Raw genomic sequence first — 15,853 nt, forward strand, 5'->3', positions numbered from 1 at the left:
GTTGACTTTTGGCACGCTGTTGAGTTCTCAAGGAACGGACACTTCCTTCGGTCTGCCTTCCAGCAGGCCCTCCGGGCGCTTCGTTCTTTCGTGTTTCGAGCTTATCAGATCGTTTTCTCGGTGTTGACCGAGGGTTTACGTTCTCGACTTGCTCTGTTTACCGCTGTTGCGCGGCGACCTGAGCAACGATAGCGGGTTGGCGGCCGAGCACCTAATCGAGGCCGGACGGATCACTCGGACGGCGGCGTTCGACCCGTACGGGCAGGGCCGAGAGGGGTGTAGCGGGATGCCGTAGAGTGCGGCGCGTCCGCCAAGAGGACTAGACCACTTGAGGGTGACGGGTTCGGAGGAGAGGGTGCGCGGAGGTCGGTTCGTGCGCGGCGGGGTGGACGTTGGGATCGATCTTCACTCGGGCGACTCGTGAGGGTTACGTCATGAAATGTCCGAGTTGACGTAATTTGGGTCCAGTCGATCAGCGGACCGTTGCCCTGCGGCCGCACGCGATGTACTCCGTACCTGGGAGGCTCCACCATGACCACTGTCACCTCGCCGCTCGCCGGGCGTGCCGTCGGCCTTGCCAATGTGCCCGACCCGGTGTTCGCGGGAGCGATGGTCGGGCCCGGGACGGCGATCGATCCGGTGCGGGAGCCGATCGAGGCGGTGTCGCCGGTGGATGGGCAGGTGGTGTCGATGCACCCGCACGCGTTTGTGGTGATGGACGAGAACGGGCGTGGGGTGCTGACGCATCTGGGGATCGACACCGTGCAGCTCAATGGGGAGGGGTTCGAGCTGCTCGTACATAAAGGGGACAGGGTGAAGCGGGGGCAGCCGGTGATCAAGTGGAATCCGGCGGCGGTGGAGGCCGCGGGGAAGTCGCCGATCTCGCCGATCGTGGCGCTGGAGGCGTCGGCGGAGCAGCTGAGTGGGGTTGCGGAGTCCGGTGAGGTCACGGCCGGCGGCGAGCTGTTCGTCTGGAACTGACAGCGACGACGGGCGAAGGGGTTCGGACCATGGAGCGGACGCTGCGCGGTGTGGGCGTGAGTCACGGGGTTGCCATTGGGCCGGTGCGTCACATGGGGACGGCGGTGCTGGAGCCACCGTCGGCTCAGGTCTCGGCTGCGGAGGCGCCGCGTGAGCAGGCCCGGGCGCAGGCTGCGGTGGAGGCGGTGGCGGCGGATCTGATCGCGCGCGGGAATCTGGCCGGCGGTGAGGCGCAGGCGGTGCTGGAGGCGCAGGCGCTGATGGCGCAGGACCCGGAGCTGCTGGCGGACGTGAATCGGCGGATCGCGGAGGGAAACAGCGCGGAGCGGGGGGTGTACGACGCGTTCGCGGCGTACCGGGCTCTGTTGGCCGCGGCGGGCGAGTATCTGGCGGGGCGGGTCGCGGACCTGGACGACGTGCGGAACCGGATCGTGGCGCGGCTGTTGGGAGTGCCGATGCCGGGGGTGCCGGACAGCGACGAGCCGTATGTCCTGTTGGCGCGGGACCTGGCGCCGGCGGACACGGCGTTGCTGGACCCGTCGCTGGTGCTGGGGTTCGTGACCGAGGAGGGTGGGCCGACCTCGCACAGCGCGATTCTGGCGCGGGCGATGGGGGTGCCGGCGGTGGTGGCGCTGCCGCGGGCGACGGAGGTGGCGGAGGGGGCGGTGGTCGCGGTCGACGGGACGACCGGTGAGGTGCTGGTGGAGCCGTCTGCGGAGCGGCAGGAGGAGTTGCGCCGAGCGGCGGCGGAGCAGGAGGCGGCGCTGGCGGCTTCCTCGGGGCCGGGGCGGACGTCGGACGGGTTCATGGTGCCGTTGCTGGCGAACGTGGGTGGTCCGGCGGATCTGCCGGCGGCGTTGGAGCACGGGGCGGAGGGCGTCGGGCTGTTCCGGACGGAGTTCCTGTTCCTGGACGACTCGGCGAAGGCGCCGACCGAGGACAAGCAGGTGCGGGCGTACCGGCAGGTGTTGGAAGCGTTCCCGGACGGCCGGGTGGTGGTGCGGGTGCTGGATGCGGGGGCGGACAAGCCGCTGGAGTTCCTGACGCCGGTGGACGAGCCGAATCCGGCGCTCGGGGTGCGGGGGCTGCGGTCGCTGTTGGAGCACCCGGAGGTGTTGCGGTCGCAGTTGCGGGCGTTGGCGCGGGCGGCCGAGGGGGTGTCGGCGCGGCTCGAGGTGATGGCCCCGATGGTGGCGGACCGCGAGGATGCGCGGGCGTTCGCGGAGGCGTGTCGGGAGGCGGGGCTGGACGCCAAGTACGGGGCGATGGTGGAGATTCCGTCGGCCGCTCTGCGGGCCGGGTCGCTGCTGCGTGAGGTGGAGTTCCTGTCCTTGGGGACGAACGACCTGGCGCAGTACACGTTCGCGGCTGACCGGCAGGTGGGTTCGCTGGCGCGGCTGCAGGATCCGTGGCAGCCGGCGCTGCTGGATCTGATCGCGTCGGCCGCGGGGGCGGCGAAGGCGGCCGGGAAGAGCTGCGGGGTGTGCGGGGAGGCGGCGTCGGATCCGTTGCTGGCGTGCGTGCTGACGGGCCTCGGGGTGACCAGTCTGTCGATGGGGGCGGCGGCGATCCCGTACGTGCGGTCGGCGTTGGCGCAGGCGACGTTGGCGCAGTGTCAGCAGGCCGCGGAGGCGGCGCGGGCGGCGGAGTCCGCGGCGGAGGCCAGGGCGGCGGCGCGGCAGGTGTTGTCCGGGGCGTAGGCGTCCGGACCTTCGACTCCCGAGGGGTCGCTGCCACCGTGGGGGTTGGCGGCGACCCCTCGGGGCCTTTGGGGGCCCTGGGGCGTGCCGGGGGTCGGTCAGTGCTTGCGGGTGGTGGCGAGCTGCTCGAAGAAGCGCAGGTGGTCGAGGTTGTCGACGGAGCCCGGGTTGACCGCCTTGGTGAGGGGGGTGCCGGACAGCAGGCGCTTGACGGGGACTTCGAGGCGCTTGCCGGTGAGGGTGTGCGGGAGGCCCTGGACGGTGATCACCTCGTCGGGGACGTGGCGCGGGGAGAGTTCGGTGCGCAGCGAGGTGCGGATCCGGCCGGTGAGGTCGTCGTCCAGAACGGCGCCGGGGGCGAGGACCACGAACAGCGGCATCCAGTAGCCGCCGTCGGGTTCCTCCAGGCCGATGACCAGGGATTCGGCGATCTCGGGGAGGCGTTCGACGACCTCGTAGATGTCGGCGGAGCCCATTCGGACGCCCTGGCGGTTGAGGGTGGAGTCGGATCGGCCGTGAATGACGACGGTGCCGCGGCTGGTGGCGGTGATCCAGTCGCCATGGCGCCAGATGCCGGGGTAGGTGTCGAAGTAGCTGTCGTGGTAGCGGACGCCGTCCGGGTCGTTCCAGAAGCCGGTGGGCATGGACGGGAGCGGCTTGGTGACGACGAGTTCGCCGACCGCGTCGGTGAGCGGGTGGCCGCTGGGGTCCCAGGATTCGACGGCGGCGCCGAGGCAGGGGGCCTGGATCTCGCCGAGGTACACGGGGAGGGTGGGGACGCCGCCGACGAAGCAGGAGCAGACGTCGGTGCCGCCGCTGACGGAGGCGAGCCAGACGTCCGGCTTGACCTCGTCGTAGATCCACTGGAAGCCGTCGGGCGGGAGCGGGGAGCCGGTGGTGCCGAGGCAGCGGACGGCGGACAGGTCGAGGTCGCGGCCGGGGTGCAGCTCGGCCTTGCGGCTGGCGATCACGTAGGCGGCGGAGGTGCCGAGGACGGTGGCGCGGGTGCGGGCGGCGACCGACCAGAGGGCGCCGGTGTCGGGGTGTCCCGGGCTGCCGTCGTAGGTGACGATCGTGGTTCCGGTGAGCAGGCCGGCGAGGAGGAAGTTCCACATCATCCAGCCGGTGGAGGTGTACCAGAGGAAGCGGTCGTCCGGGCCGAGGTCGAGGTGGAGGGCCGCCTGCTTGAGGTGCTCGACGAGGATGCCGCCCTGGCTCTGCACGATGGCCTTGGGGAGGCCGGTGGTACCGGAGGAGTAGAGCACCCAGAGCGGGTGGTCGAAGGGGACGGGCTCGAAGACCGGCTCGGTGGCGTCGGCGACCAGGTCGTCGTAGTGCAGGGTGCCCTCGGGGGCGGGGGTGTCGAGCAGCGGGACGTGGATGACCGTGCGGAGGGTGGGAAGTTCGCGGCGGAGTTCGGCGACCACCTCGGTGCGGTCGTGGTTCTTGCCGCCGTAGTGGTAGCCGTCGACGGCGAACAGGACGGTGGGCTCGATCTGCTGGAGGCGGTCGAGGACGCTGCGGGCGCCGAAGTCGGGGGCGCAGCTGGTCCAGGTCGCGCCGACGGCGGCGGTGGCGAGGAGGGCGACGGCGGCCTGCGGGATGTTCGGCAGGTAAGCGCTTACCCGGTCGCCCGGGCGGACCCCGTTGGCGCGCAGCGCGGCGGCCAACGAGCCGACCTGGCGGCGCAGTTCGGACCAGCTGGTGGCGACCGGCTCGGCCGTGCGCTCGTCGAGGTGGAGGATCGCCGGGCGGTCGGCGTTGGCCGGGTCCTCGGCGGCGCGCAGGGCGTGCTCGGCGTAGTTGAGGGTGGCGCCCGGGAACCAGCTCGCGCCCGGCATGGTGGCCGGCTCGGCGAGGACTGCGGTGGGCGGGGTGTGGAAGCGCACGTCGAAGTACTCGGTGACGGCGGTCCAGAAGCGCGGGAGGTCCTCGGTGGACCAGCGGTGGAGGTCCGCGTAGCGGGTGGCGGCCTCGGTGTCGGTGGTGACCGGCGCGAGCGGGGCGGCCGGGGCTCCGTGGTGGTCGGCGGCCCAGCGCTGGAAGGCGACCAGGCGGCTGGCGGCGGCGCGGGCGGGGTCCGGGCGCCAGAGCGGCTCGGGGTGCGGGTGCTGCTGGTCCTGGGGGGTCGGAGGGGTGCTCACGTGGTGGTCTCCAGGCCGTGGTGGGGACGGATGGGCTTGTGGCAGGCCGTCCGTGGGTGCTGACGGTGCTGACCATGCCACGTGATCGTCCGGGGGTCCAGGGTTCGTCCTGGTGGTGGACAGTGTGGGGGTTGGGGCGGCCCGGGAAGGGGGTTGGAGTGGTCATGTTGTGGGTGGTGCGTGGTGTGTGGGCGGGGGGTGGTGGGCGGCGTGGGGTGCGGCTTCGCGGAGGTCAGCGGGTGCGCGGGGGGTGGTGGGCGGTGGTGGGGGGTGGTAGGACGGCGGGATGACAGCGGCTTATGACGTGGTGATCGTGGGTGGCGGGCACAACGGGCTGGTGGCGGCCGGGTATTTGGGACGTGCCGGGTTGCGGGTGCTGGTGCTGGAGCGGCTCGGGCACGTGGGCGGGGCGGCGGTCTCGGAGCGGGCGTTCCCCGGGGTGGACGCGCGGCTGTCGCGCTACTCGTATCTGGTGAGCCTGCTGCCGCGACGGATCCTCGCGGACCTGGGCGTGCGGGTGGAGCTGCGGCGTCGGCGGATCTCCTCGTACACACCGTGGGAGCGGGACGGGCGGGCCGGCGGGCTGCTGGTGGATGCCTCGGACGAGCGGCGGACGACCGAATCGTTCCGTGAACTGACCGGTGGGGACGCCGAGTTCGCGGCCTGGCGGGAGTTCTACGGGATGACCGGGCGGGTGGCGCGGCGGGTGTTCCCGTCGTTGACGGAGCCGCTGCCGTCGCGGGCGGAGCTGCGGGCGCTGGTGGACGATCCGGTGGCCTGGGCGGAGTTGTTCGAGCGGCCGTTGGGTGAGGCGCTGGAGCGGCGATTCGCGGACGACGTGGTGCGGGGTGTCGTGCTGACGGACGGCCTGATCGGGACGTTCACGCATGCGCACGATCCGTCGCTGCGGCAGAACCGGTGCTTCCTCTACCACGTGATCGGCGGCGGGACAGGTGACTGGGACGTGCCGGTGGGCGGCATGGGCGCGGTGACCGGTGCGCTGGCGGAGGCGGCCAGGGCGGGTGGGGCCGAGTTCCTGACGGGGTGCGAGGTCGTCGCGGTGGATCCGGGCGGGCGAGGGCGGCCGGCCGAGGTCGGGTACCTGGACGCGGACGGGGTGGAGCGGCGGGTCGGGGCGCGGTGGGTGCTGTGCAACGCGGCGCCGGTGGAGTTGGCGCGGCTGCTGGGTGCGGGCGGCGGGGCGGGAACGGCGGCTGCTGGGACGGTTGGTGATGAGGGGGTGGGTGGTGATGAGGGGGTGGGTGGTGAGGATGCGCCGGAGGGGGCGCAGTTGAAAGTCAACATGTTGCTTCGTCGGCTTCCCCGGCTGTGGGACGGGGCGGTGGATGTGCGGGACGCGTTCGGGGGCACGTTCCATATCGCGGAGTCGTACCGGGAGTTGGAGAGCGCTTACCGGGCGGCTGCGGCGGGTCGGCTCCCCTCCCCCGCGCCGTCCGAGATCTACTGCCACTCGCTGGCGGATCGCTCGATCCTGGGCCCCGAGGTGCCGGCCGGTTGGCACACGCTCACCTTGTTCGGTCTGCAGTTGCCGGCACGGCTGTTCGCCGGGTCCGGGGATCCGGAGGGTGTGCGGCAGGCCGCGCTGGCGGGTGTCCTGGCCGCGCTCGACGGGGTGCTGGCGGAGCCGCTCGCGGAGTGCCTGGCGGCTGATGGTGACGGTCGGCCTTGTATGGAGGTGCGCAGCCCGTTGGACCTGGAGGCCGATCTTCGGCTGCCGGGCGGCAACATCTTCCACCGGGACCTGGCGTTCCCGTTCCGGGAGGAGGGCGGCGTCGGGAGCGGCGGTGTTGGGGTTCCGGTGGTGGAGTCCGGCCGGTGGGGTGTGGAGACTGCCGAAGCGCGGGTCCTGTTGTGCGGGGCCGGGGCGGTGCGGGGTGGTGGGGTCAGCGGGATTCCGGGGCACAACGCGGCGATGGCGGTGCTGGGGAGGTAGGGGCGCAGCGGGGGTGGGTGGTGCCGGCGGCGGGGCGGGGTGGGGTGGGGCGGGGCGGGTGGTGCCGGCGGGGTGGCGGGGCGGGGTGGGGCGGGGGAAAGCGCTTACCGAGTGGGTGGCGGCAGTCCGGGCTAGGCAGCCGGAAAGCGCTTACCCGTTGGTTTGGGCGATCCCGGGGTCGGTGCACGGTAAGCGCTTTCCGGCACTCGCTCAGCCCGCTCCCCCGTCGCCGCGACGTCAGTGGCGGGTGAACTCGCCGCTGAACCAGGAGTGGGCGACGCGGGTGTGGAAGGGGAAGGCCAACGGGGTGTCGGCGGTCGCGAGTTGCCAGCCCTCGGTCTCGTCGGTGGGGACGGACGGGGGGAGGTCGGCGAGGTTGCGGGCGGGGAACAGGGCAAACAGGCAGAGGAAGCCGCCGCGGGTGTCGGAGTCGGTGGAGACCAGGCGGGCGTCGGCGGGGTCCGCCAGGATGCCGGTCTCCTCGCGCAGTTCGCGGGCTGCGGCCTGCTCCCAGCTCTCGCCGTAGTCGACGTAGCCGCCGGGGAGGGCGAGTTGGCCGTTGCCGGGTTCGATGGTGCGACGGATGACGGTGAGCCGGGTGTCGCCGTCGGGGTGGTGGACCGGGAGAAGGCTGACGGTGACCGGGAGCGGGTTGCGGTAGCTGATCTCGTGGCAGCCGGGGCAACTGCGCGGCCAGGTCATGGTGCCGGCCGGGTACGGCGTTCCGCACCAGTGGCAGTGCGTGTTGGGGCCGAAGAGGGTGGGGCGGGCGGACGGCTGGGTCGTCATGGATGGATGGTAGTTCGATCGGGTGACGGGCCGGGCGGGAAGCGGGAAGCCGGCGGCGGGGGTGGTGGCGCCGGGCGGGCGGCCGCGGATGTCATGCGTTGGGAGCGCACGGGGGGTGCGGGCGGGGCGGCCGGACGGCGTTGAGGACCGGCCAGGCGGGTGAATACGGAGTTTGCCGTTGGAATTCGGGAGTGCGTGCGCGATAGCGATGAGTGAGCCCGTGACAGACATGGGCTTTGAATGTGCTTAAGGATGATTGTGCGAGCAATTCTGGTTTCCCTGGTGGCTGCGGCATCGGTGCTCGGCCTGGCGGCTCCCGCGCCTGCGGCGACGCGGTCGGCAAACGGCCAGGTCGTGGTGTTCTCCACCGAGCTGCAGCCGCTGGATGTTTACAGCAACCCGTCCGGCTGCCAGCAACTTCCCACTGCTGCACACGTGTTGAGCAACCAGACGGACGCTCCCGTGCGGGTGTACGGCAACCCGCTCTGCCTCGGCCCGTCGGTGACGGTGCAGCCCGGGTACGGGACGCACGTGCCGGGTGGCGCGGGGAGCTTCTCCGCCTGACCGACGGTTCGGGAATTCGGGTGGGCGGACGAAGAAATGGGCGTCCGCCCGCTTTTATGGTTATCACAGAAATGCATCCAACCGGTGGCTCTGTGTCATCATAGTGATCGCCGACTTCTCGCCCGTCGTGGCGAATTGGCGCACCATCAGCGCGGTCGGCTCCTTGCCTGAGGCCCCCCGGCGCAGTGGCGTACCCGGGTTGCGGCCGCCATTGAGAGGACTGCGTCCCGTGGAGCACGTCGCTGTGTCCGTCGCCCCAGAGCAAGCCGCATTGGAGGCGACGGTCGCCACCCGCGAGGCGACCCCGGCCTCCTGGCGGGCGTACGCCAGGCTGGCCAAACTCGACATCTACGACTACTACTTGAGCGTCCCGCTGGTGGCCGCGATGGTGGTAGCGACCGGGTCGGGCTCGGGGGCGAGTGTCGGCGGTGCGCTGGCGGTGCTGGTGCTGTTCCTCGGCGGCGAGGTCGCGATGAGTGCGGCGATGTGCACCTTCGACGACGTGACCGGGTACCGGGACGGCAGCGACGCGGTGAACTACGGGCCGGACGCGCCGGCCCGTCGACTGGCCCGAAAGCCTTTGGTGGCAGGCACGTTGACCGAGCCGCAGGCGATCCGGTTCGGCTGGGCGACGGTCGCGGCGTGCGTGGTGTGCTGGCTTGCCGCGGTCGCGCTGGCACCGGCCCGGCCGGCGTGGGCGATGGCCGGGGTGGTCGCGCTGGCGGTGTGCGGCTTCCAGTACTCGTGGTGGCTGCGGATCAGCTACAACGGCTTCCAGGAGTTCTTCCTCGCCGCACTCGGCTGGCTCTTCGTGCTGCCCCTGTACGGGCTGCTGACCGGCCGGTTCGACGGCTTCGTCGCGGTGCAGGCGCTGGTGTTCGGCCTGGGGCCGCTGCTGTTCGGCGTGTACTCCAACACCAATGACATTCCGGGCGACCGGGCGGTGGGCCGCAAGACCGTCGCGGTACTGGCCTCGCCGCGCGGCAACGCCGCGTTCGTGGCCGGGTGTTCGGCGCTGGAGGCGGCGCTGCTGGTGGGTTCGGCGGTCGCCGGGATCGCGCCGTGGTGGTTCCCGCTGGTGATGGCTCCCGTGATGGCGTTGCGGACCCGGCAGTGGGTGCTCGGGTTCGTCCAGGGCGACATTCTGCTGGCGCGTCGGCTGGGCATCCACCTGCACCGGCTGTGCTGTGCGCTGCTGGTGGGCGTGGACCTGGCAGTGGCGGCGTTCGGCGGCGGGCTGTGACGGCGCCGGGCCGGACGAACCGGCGCGGCGGCCTCGCGTCCGTGGTGCGGCGGCTGCCGCTGGACCTGGGCCCGTTCTTCGACACACTGGCGTCGCAACGTCCTTCGGTGGACGTCCGGTTGGGGCGCCCGCTGGACCTGGCGCCGGACCGCGGCACCTGCTGGGACACCGCCGGGCTGGCCCGGTTGGTGCAGGAGACGGCGGCGTGGCTGGCGGCGGCGGGTGCACGTCCGGGGTCGTCGGTGGCGATCGTGAAGCGCAACCACTGGGACTACGTGCTGCTGGCGTGCGCGGCGGCGCGGCTCGGTGCAGTACCGGCACTGCTCTCCGACCGGGTCGCGCCGGACGGGCTGGTCGCGCTGCTGCACCGGCTGCGCCCGGACGTGCTGGTCACCCAGCGGGACGTCCTCGTCGGCGCCCGGGCGGCCGGGCACGACCTGGACCGGCTGGCCGTCCGGACGGTGTGCCTGGACGGGCCGGCGGAAGGCACGTTGACGCCGGACGACCTGCGCGGCGGGGCGGTTCCGGCGGTGCATACGCGCGGGGACGACGAGCCGCTGGCGATCATTCACACCTCGGGCACCACCGGGGTGCCCAAGCTGGTGGTGCACTCCACCCGGACGCTGATCCGGCGGCTGTCCGCGTTCGAGGCGCGGCCCTGGCCGGTGCTGTCGGTGCGTGGCGACGACACCGTTGCCAGCGCCATCTCGTTCGCCCACGGGCGGGCTCTGACCTGGACCGTCAGCGCGTTCTGGCGTGCGCCGCGAACTGTCGCACTGCTGCCGGACTCCGACGTTTCGACCGCTGCCGCGCTGCTGCGCAGCCACCCACCGACCGTGCTGGAGGCGATGCCGTCCAGCTATGTGCGGTGGCAGCAACTGGCAGGCGGAGGGGAGAGGGTGGGTGCGGGGGTGGGTGCGGGGGTGGGTGCCGAGGGGGCTGCTGGGTCTCTTGGGCCTGCCGGGGCGGCTGCGGCGGCGAATCCGTTCCGGGACGTGCGGCTGTTCATCTCGACGTTCGACGCGATGCATCCGCCGACGGTGCGGGCCTTCCTGCGGGCGAGCCAGCGGAGGCGGCCGTTGTGGATGCAGGGGTGGGGGCAGAGCGAGACCGGTCCGTTGAGCTTTCGGTTCCTGACTCGGAAAACGCTTTCCGCACCCACTGGGCGGCATCCGACCACGCGCGACCTGGGACGTCCGGTGCCCGGGTGGGTGCGGGTGAAGGTGGCCGATCCCGAGCAGCCCGGGCGGGCGGTGCGGCGTGGCGAGACGGGCATGCTGTACGCCCGCACCGGGGCGCTGTGCCTCGGCTACCTCGGCGAGCCGGAACGGTGGGCGCAGAAGGTCGACGGCCCGTGGTTCAACACCGGCGACCTCGGGGTGCACACCCGCGACGGTCGGGTCTTCGTGCTGGACCGGGAAGTGGACATGGTTCCCGGGCTGAGCTGCGTCGAGATCGAGGACGTGCTGCACGAGCGCCTGCCGGACGTCGAGGAGGCCGTGCTTCTGTCGGTGGCGGACGGACACCCGCAGCCGGTGCTGGTCACCGCGGCCGGCGAACTCGACCCGCAGCGTTGGCAGGACGCGGTGCGTGATCTGCCGCCACTGGCCGAGCCGTTGATCGTCCCCTGGGACGCGGTGCCGCGCACGGCCACCGGGAAGGTGCGGCGGCACGAGTTGCGTGAGCAGGTGCTGGCGGGGAGCTCACCGATCGGGACTGGGCGGTGGACGTGAGTTGGTGGCGAGTGGGCGGTGAGCCTGGGCCGGCGGGGGTGGCCGATGGAGGTGGGCCAGCGGCCGGTGAGTGGGCGCCGGGTCGGGTAGCTCTGGGGCCGTGGTTCTCGGCGGGGTGGTCACGCGCTGGAGATTGTCTACGCATAGATCAACTCGCCGCGGGGGCGCTGGTCATTTTCGATCAGCGGTCGTACGCACGTCGGGGATTGTCTACGCGTAGACCAACTCGCCCGGGGGTGCTGATCATTTTCGGTCAGCAGCGATCACGCGTCGGAGATTGTCTACGCAGGGACTAAACGGCCCTCGAGTCCGGCGGTAGGGCCGGTTGGGTCACGGGCGGGGTTGCAACGGGTCGGCTGGCGGATGTGGGAACGGACGGAGGAGTTGGACATGGACGAGCTCGATGTTGCGGTGGTCGGTGCGGGGATTGCGGGGCTGTCTGCCGCTCACCACCTGGCGGCCGCCGGGCGTGAGGTGCGGGTCTTCGAGGGTGCGGAGCGGGTGGGTGGGCGGATGGCGTCCACCAGGGTGGACGGGTGGTTGCTGGACGAGGGTGCGGAGACCATCGCAGGGGCCGGGTACGAGGCGACCTGGGAGTTGATTCGCGCGGTCGGCATCCCGGAGTCGGAGGTGCCGGTGATCGAGCCGGGCTTCGCGCTGTGGCGGGGCGGTCGGGCGCATGCTCATCTGGGCCGCCCGAAGGGCCTGTTGACGGGTGCGGGACTGTCCTGGCGGGGCCGGGCGGCGTGGGTGCGGTTCGCGATGGAGCTGGCCACGTCCTGGCGCGGTTTCGACCCGGATCGGCCGGAGACCGCGCCCAGCCGGGATCTGACGCTCAGCGAGTTCTGTGCCGGTTCGGCCGGGCGGGAGGAGTTGCTGGCGGCGATGCTGCAACCGCTGTCCAGTCACTGTTTCGGCTGGCGGCCGGAGAGTTCCGCGGTGGCACCGATGGTGGCGACGCTGATGTCGGTCGGTGGGGCCGGTGCCCGCTGGATGACGTACCGGGACGGCATGGACACCCTGGCCCGACGGCTTGCGGAGCGCCTCCGGGTGGAGCTGGGCTCGCGGGTCACGGCAGTCCAGGAGCAGCCCGGTGGGGCCGGCGTGCGGCTGGAGTTCGCCGACGGTGCGGAGGTGGTGGCCCGGCAGGTGGTGCTGGCGGTGCCTGCGCCGTTGGCCCTGGAGTTGCACGGCACAGCGGCGGAGGACGCGCGGCCGTACCTCGCGGCGAGTACGTTCACGCCGATGCTCAAGGTGGCGTGCCTGCTGGACCGTCCGCTGCCGAGTCCGACCCGCTCCCCCAGTTATGCGATGTCGGTGCCGGAGAGTGAGAGCCGGGTGTGTACCGGCGTGATCCTGGACCATCTGAAGGCGGAGGGCCGGGCCCCCGAGGGGCAGGGGCTGGCGAGTGTCTTCGCGTCGCCGTGGATCTCCCCCGAGTTGATGGACGAGCCCGACGAGCGGGTGGTGGAGACGGTTTGCACGGAGGCCGAACGCTTCCTGCCGGGCCTGCGGGACGCCACCGTCCGCACGCTGGTGCACCGTTTCCGGCTGGGCCTGCCGCAGGGTTCGCCGGCGGCGGTGCGGGAACGGGCCGCGTTCCTGGCCCGGCCGGCCCGGGCGGTGGAGTACGCCGGTGACTGGGTGATGCTCCGGCCGAGCAGTGAAGGTGCCGTCCGTTCGGGCAAGTTGGCGGCCGAGCGGGTGCTTGCCTTCGCGGCGGAGCGGTCCGGGGTGGTGGGGGCGTCCAGGGTGTCCGGGGTAGGGGCGTGCGGGGCGGTGGCGGTTTCGGTGCCGGCGCCTCGCGTTGCTGAGCCGGATGGTGTGGAAGCGGAGGTCGCGGGGACGGACGCGGTGCGGTCGGATGTCGCGGCGCCCAAGGATGCGGTGGCGGTGGCGGTGCCGGCGCCTCGTGCGACTGAACCGGATGGTGTGGAGCCGGGTGTGGTGCGGTCGGATGCTGAGGCCGATGCTCCGGGTGGTGTGGAGCCGGGTGCGGTGCGGTCGGATGCTGAGGCGGATGCTCCGGGTGGGCGGGCCGGTGGGGCGGCTGAGACGGCCGAGGTGGCCTGATGGGTGGGGTGGTGCGGGAGTTGGCGTTCGGGAGTGGTGGGAGTTCGTATCTGTTCGACAACGCCAGTGCGCATGCCGGTGGTCAACATCGGTGTCTGGCGGGGTGGTTGGACCGAATCAGCATCGGGGCGCTGAGCCGGGTCGGGGTGCGGCCCGGGATGAGTTGTCTGGATGTAGGGGCCGGGGCGGGGAGTATCGCGGTCTGGCTCGCGGACCAAGTCGGGCCCGAGGGCGCGGTGTTGGCCACGGATGTGGCGCCGCTGCCGATGGCCGACCGGCGTGCGTTGGCGGTGCGGCGACACGATGTGGTGCGGGACGCGTTGCCGGAAGCGTCGTTCGATCTGGTGCATGTGCGGCTGGTGTTGTCCCATCTGCCGGAGCGGGAGGCCGTGTTGGCGCGCCTGTTCGCGGCGTTACGGCCGGGCGGTGTGCTGCACCTGTTGGAGTTCGATGCCGAGTACGCGCCCGTGCTGACCGTCCCGGGCGAGCGGGCCCGTGATCTCTACGAGCGTTACCAGCAGGCTAAGTTGCGGGCCTTCCGCGCGCGCGGTTCGGATCAGGGCTGGGGGCGGAAGTGCGCCGCCGCCATGGTGCGCGCCGGGTTCGTCGGGGTGGAGGCGTCGCCGTACCTCGACACGCTCGCGCCCGGCACGCCGCAGTTGGAGATGCAGGTGCACAACACCTGGCATCTTCGTGAGGCCCTGCTGCGTGAGGGCCTCACGGACGACGAACTCGCCGAGCTACGGGCCTTGTTCGCCGATCCGGCGTTCCGGGCCTGCTCGAACGTGGTGTACGCGGTGCACGGCCGCAAGCCGTGACGGTGGTGGAGGTGTCTGTTCTCGCTCACCGGTCGGGGTGGGCGAGCGGTTCGGCCGGGTGTGACGTGGCGGCCTCTCGGTGAGGCGGGGCGGGGTGGTGCGGCTGGCCCGTGACGTGTCTGGGAGGTTCGGATGGCTGTCAAGCAAGTGCTGTGCGATGAAGGGGCGTTGGTCAGAGAGGCGCAGGACGCATTGCCGTCGGTCGCTTCTCGGGTAGCAGCCGACCTGCTACGGGCGGCCGGGGCGAAGGTGACGGCGGCGGGCGGGGCGCTGGAGGTCGGCGGGGCCTTGACCTGCCGGTTGACGTGGGCGGGGCCGGTGGCGCTCCCGTTGCGAAGCGAGGCGGACGTGCAGGCGGCGTGCGGGGTGATGCACGTCCACGGGCGCAGGTACGGTGGCCCGCGCCTGCTGGGGGTGGACTTCGCGTCGGTTGCGGCCGGGGTGCTGGCCGCCGGTGGCACTCTCGCGGCCTTGCGGGCACGGGAGTTGGGCGTGCCGCACCGGGAGGTGGAGGTCTCGGTGGCGCAGGCCGCGCTGCTCGGCGTGTCGCAGTACCTGGCGGCGGCGACGGCGGAGCCGTGCCCGGAGCCGGCGGGGGCGGGTGGTCCGCCGTTCCGATCGTCGGACGGTGTCCGGTTCGAGCTGGAAGCCCTGGCCGCCGACAGCTGGTTGCGGTTCTGGACCGAACTCGGCGTCGAGCGGCGGGTGGTGGGCCGTTCGTGGCTCCCGTTCCAGGCGCGGTACGGGACGGCGACGTGCCCGTTGCCGGACGAACTCTTCGTTGCGGCTGGTCGGTTGACGTTCCCGGAGGTGGTCGCGTCGGCGGAGCGGTGTGACGTCACCGCGACGCCGGTGGAGGCGCGGCCGATGGCGGCAGGTGGGGTGCCGTGGCAGTTGTGGGAGGGGTCGGCAGGGGCCTCGCGGTGCGTTGCTCCGGCGGGTGGGCGCGGCCCGCTGGACGGCGTGACGGTCGTCGAGGTGGCGCGGCGCGTACAAGGCCCCATGGCTGGACGGGTGTTGAGCCTGCTGGGTGCGCGGGTGGTGCGGGTCGAGCCGCCCGGCGGGGACCCGTTGCGGGGCGTGCCGCCGATGACCGGGATCGACGGGGAGCCGGTGTCGGCGCGGTTCGCTGCGCTCAACCGTGGCAAGGAGGTGCGGGAGGCGGACCTTCGGTCGGCGGAAGGACGGTCTGCTGTAAGGGAGTTGGTGCGGGGTGCGGATGTGCTGCTGCACAGTCTCGCACCGTCGAAGGTGGTCTGCCTGGGCCTGGACGCCGGGACCTTGGACGCGGTCCGGCCTGGCCTGGTCTACGCACAGGCGTCCGGGGGCGCGCCCGGGTTGAACACCGACTTCCCCGTGCAGGCGCACTCCGGTCTCGCCGCGCTCCTGGTCCCGCCCGGGTTGCCGCCGCAACCGACGCTACTGACGGTCTGCGACGTGCTGGGCGGACTGGTCTGCGCGACGGCGGCCGTCGCCGGGCTGGCGGCGCAGGCGCGGACGGGGCGGGCGCAGCGGGTGGAGTCGTCGCTGTTGTCGGCGGCGCGGCTGTTGTGTGGCGCGGTAAGTGCGCCCGGTCGGTGTGGGGTTGAGGTCGGGAGCGGGAGCGGGAGCGGGAGCGGGAGCGGGAGCGGGAGCGGGAGCGGGAGCGGGAGCGGGAGCGGGAGCGGGAGCGGGAGCGGGAGCGGGGTGTGCACGGATCTGGCGGCGCTGGCCGGGGATCCGCGGTTCGCCGAGGCGCTGGACAGTTCGGGGTGCGCCATCGTGCGCGCGCCCTGGGAGTTCCGGGCGTGAGCGGGTGGCGGTGGCGCGAGCGGCGCCCGCGACCGCTGTGCGGACGCTCAGGACAGCGGGCGT

The 15,853-nt window shown here is 72.3% G+C and carries 11 protein-coding genes; 9 read left to right on the forward strand and 2 right to left on the reverse strand.

Annotation, left to right across the window (positions count from 1 at the left end):
• The first annotated feature begins 531 nt into the window (after window positions 1–531).
• A complete protein-coding gene (locus ACFYS8_RS32905; protein ID WP_387648256.1) occupies window positions 532–981 on the forward strand; it encodes a PTS glucose transporter subunit IIA in 450 nt (149 codons plus the stop codon).
• A 29-nt stretch (window positions 982–1,010) separates the two neighbouring features.
• Window positions 1,011–2,681 carry a phosphoenolpyruvate--protein phosphotransferase gene (gene ptsP / locus ACFYS8_RS32910; protein WP_387648259.1) on the forward strand — a complete coding sequence of 557 codons (1,671 nt, stop codon included), beginning with the start codon at window positions 1,011–1,013 and terminating at the stop codon, window positions 2,679–2,681.
• A gap of 98 nt (window positions 2,682–2,779) precedes the next feature.
• Here the strand turns inward: ptsP and ACFYS8_RS32915 are convergent, their stop codons facing one another.
• Window positions 2,780–4,825 (reverse strand): acetoacetate--CoA ligase, encoded by a 2,046-nt coding sequence (locus ACFYS8_RS32915; RefSeq protein WP_387648261.1) that lies wholly within the window; start codon window positions 4,823–4,825, stop codon window positions 2,780–2,782.
• Between the two features lie 286 nt (window positions 4,826–5,111).
• Between ACFYS8_RS32915 and ACFYS8_RS32920 the strand changes: the two genes are divergently transcribed.
• Window positions 5,112–6,779 (forward strand): phytoene desaturase family protein, encoded by a 1,668-nt coding sequence (locus ACFYS8_RS32920; RefSeq protein WP_387648264.1) that lies wholly within the window; start codon window positions 5,112–5,114, stop codon window positions 6,777–6,779.
• Window positions 6,780–7,016: 237 nt separating this feature from the next.
• On the opposite strand, the gene ACFYS8_RS32925 is transcribed toward ACFYS8_RS32920, so the two are convergent.
• Entirely contained in the window at window positions 7,017–7,568 is a 552-nt protein-coding gene (locus tag ACFYS8_RS32925) for an NUDIX domain-containing protein (protein WP_387648267.1), read from the reverse strand.
• Between the two features lie 282 nt (window positions 7,569–7,850).
• On the opposite strand from ACFYS8_RS32925, the gene ACFYS8_RS32930 reads away from it, so the two are divergent.
• From ACFYS8_RS32930 to ACFYS8_RS32955, 6 genes are all read left to right on the forward strand, one after another.
• Window positions 7,851–8,132 carry a hypothetical protein gene (locus ACFYS8_RS32930; RefSeq protein WP_387648269.1) on the forward strand — a complete coding sequence of 94 codons (282 nt, stop codon included), beginning with the start codon at window positions 7,851–7,853 and terminating at the stop codon, window positions 8,130–8,132.
• A 244-nt stretch (window positions 8,133–8,376) separates the two neighbouring features.
• Window positions 8,377–9,375 carry a UbiA family prenyltransferase gene (locus ACFYS8_RS32935; protein ID WP_387648272.1) on the forward strand — a complete coding sequence of 333 codons (999 nt, stop codon included), beginning with the start codon at window positions 8,377–8,379 and terminating at the stop codon, window positions 9,373–9,375.
• Entirely contained in the window at window positions 9,372–11,108 is a 1,737-nt protein-coding gene (locus tag ACFYS8_RS32940; protein ID WP_387648275.1) for an AMP-binding protein, read from the forward strand. Before ACFYS8_RS32935 ends, ACFYS8_RS32940 begins: the two co-directional genes overlap by 4 nt.
• Window positions 11,109–11,498: 390 nt before the next feature.
• A complete protein-coding gene (locus ACFYS8_RS32945; RefSeq protein WP_387648278.1) occupies window positions 11,499–13,181 on the forward strand; it encodes a protoporphyrinogen/coproporphyrinogen oxidase in 1,683 nt (560 codons plus the stop codon).
• Window positions 13,181–13,999 carry a class I SAM-dependent methyltransferase gene (locus ACFYS8_RS32950; RefSeq protein WP_387648280.1) on the forward strand — a complete coding sequence of 273 codons (819 nt, stop codon included), beginning with the start codon at window positions 13,181–13,183 and terminating at the stop codon, window positions 13,997–13,999. Before ACFYS8_RS32945 ends, ACFYS8_RS32950 begins: the two co-directional genes overlap by 1 nt.
• Window positions 14,000–14,131: 132 nt before the next feature.
• The gene (locus ACFYS8_RS32955; RefSeq protein ID WP_387648283.1) at window positions 14,132–15,790 is read left to right on the forward strand and encodes a CoA transferase; all 1,659 of its coding nucleotides are present in this window, start codon (window positions 14,132–14,134) and stop codon (window positions 15,788–15,790) included.
• The last annotated feature ends 63 nt before the right edge of the window (window positions 15,791–15,853 follow it).

Source organism: Kitasatospora sp. NPDC004615 (assembly GCF_042873545.1).
Lineage (GTDB): Bacteria > Actinomycetota > Actinomycetes > Streptomycetales > Streptomycetaceae > Kitasatospora.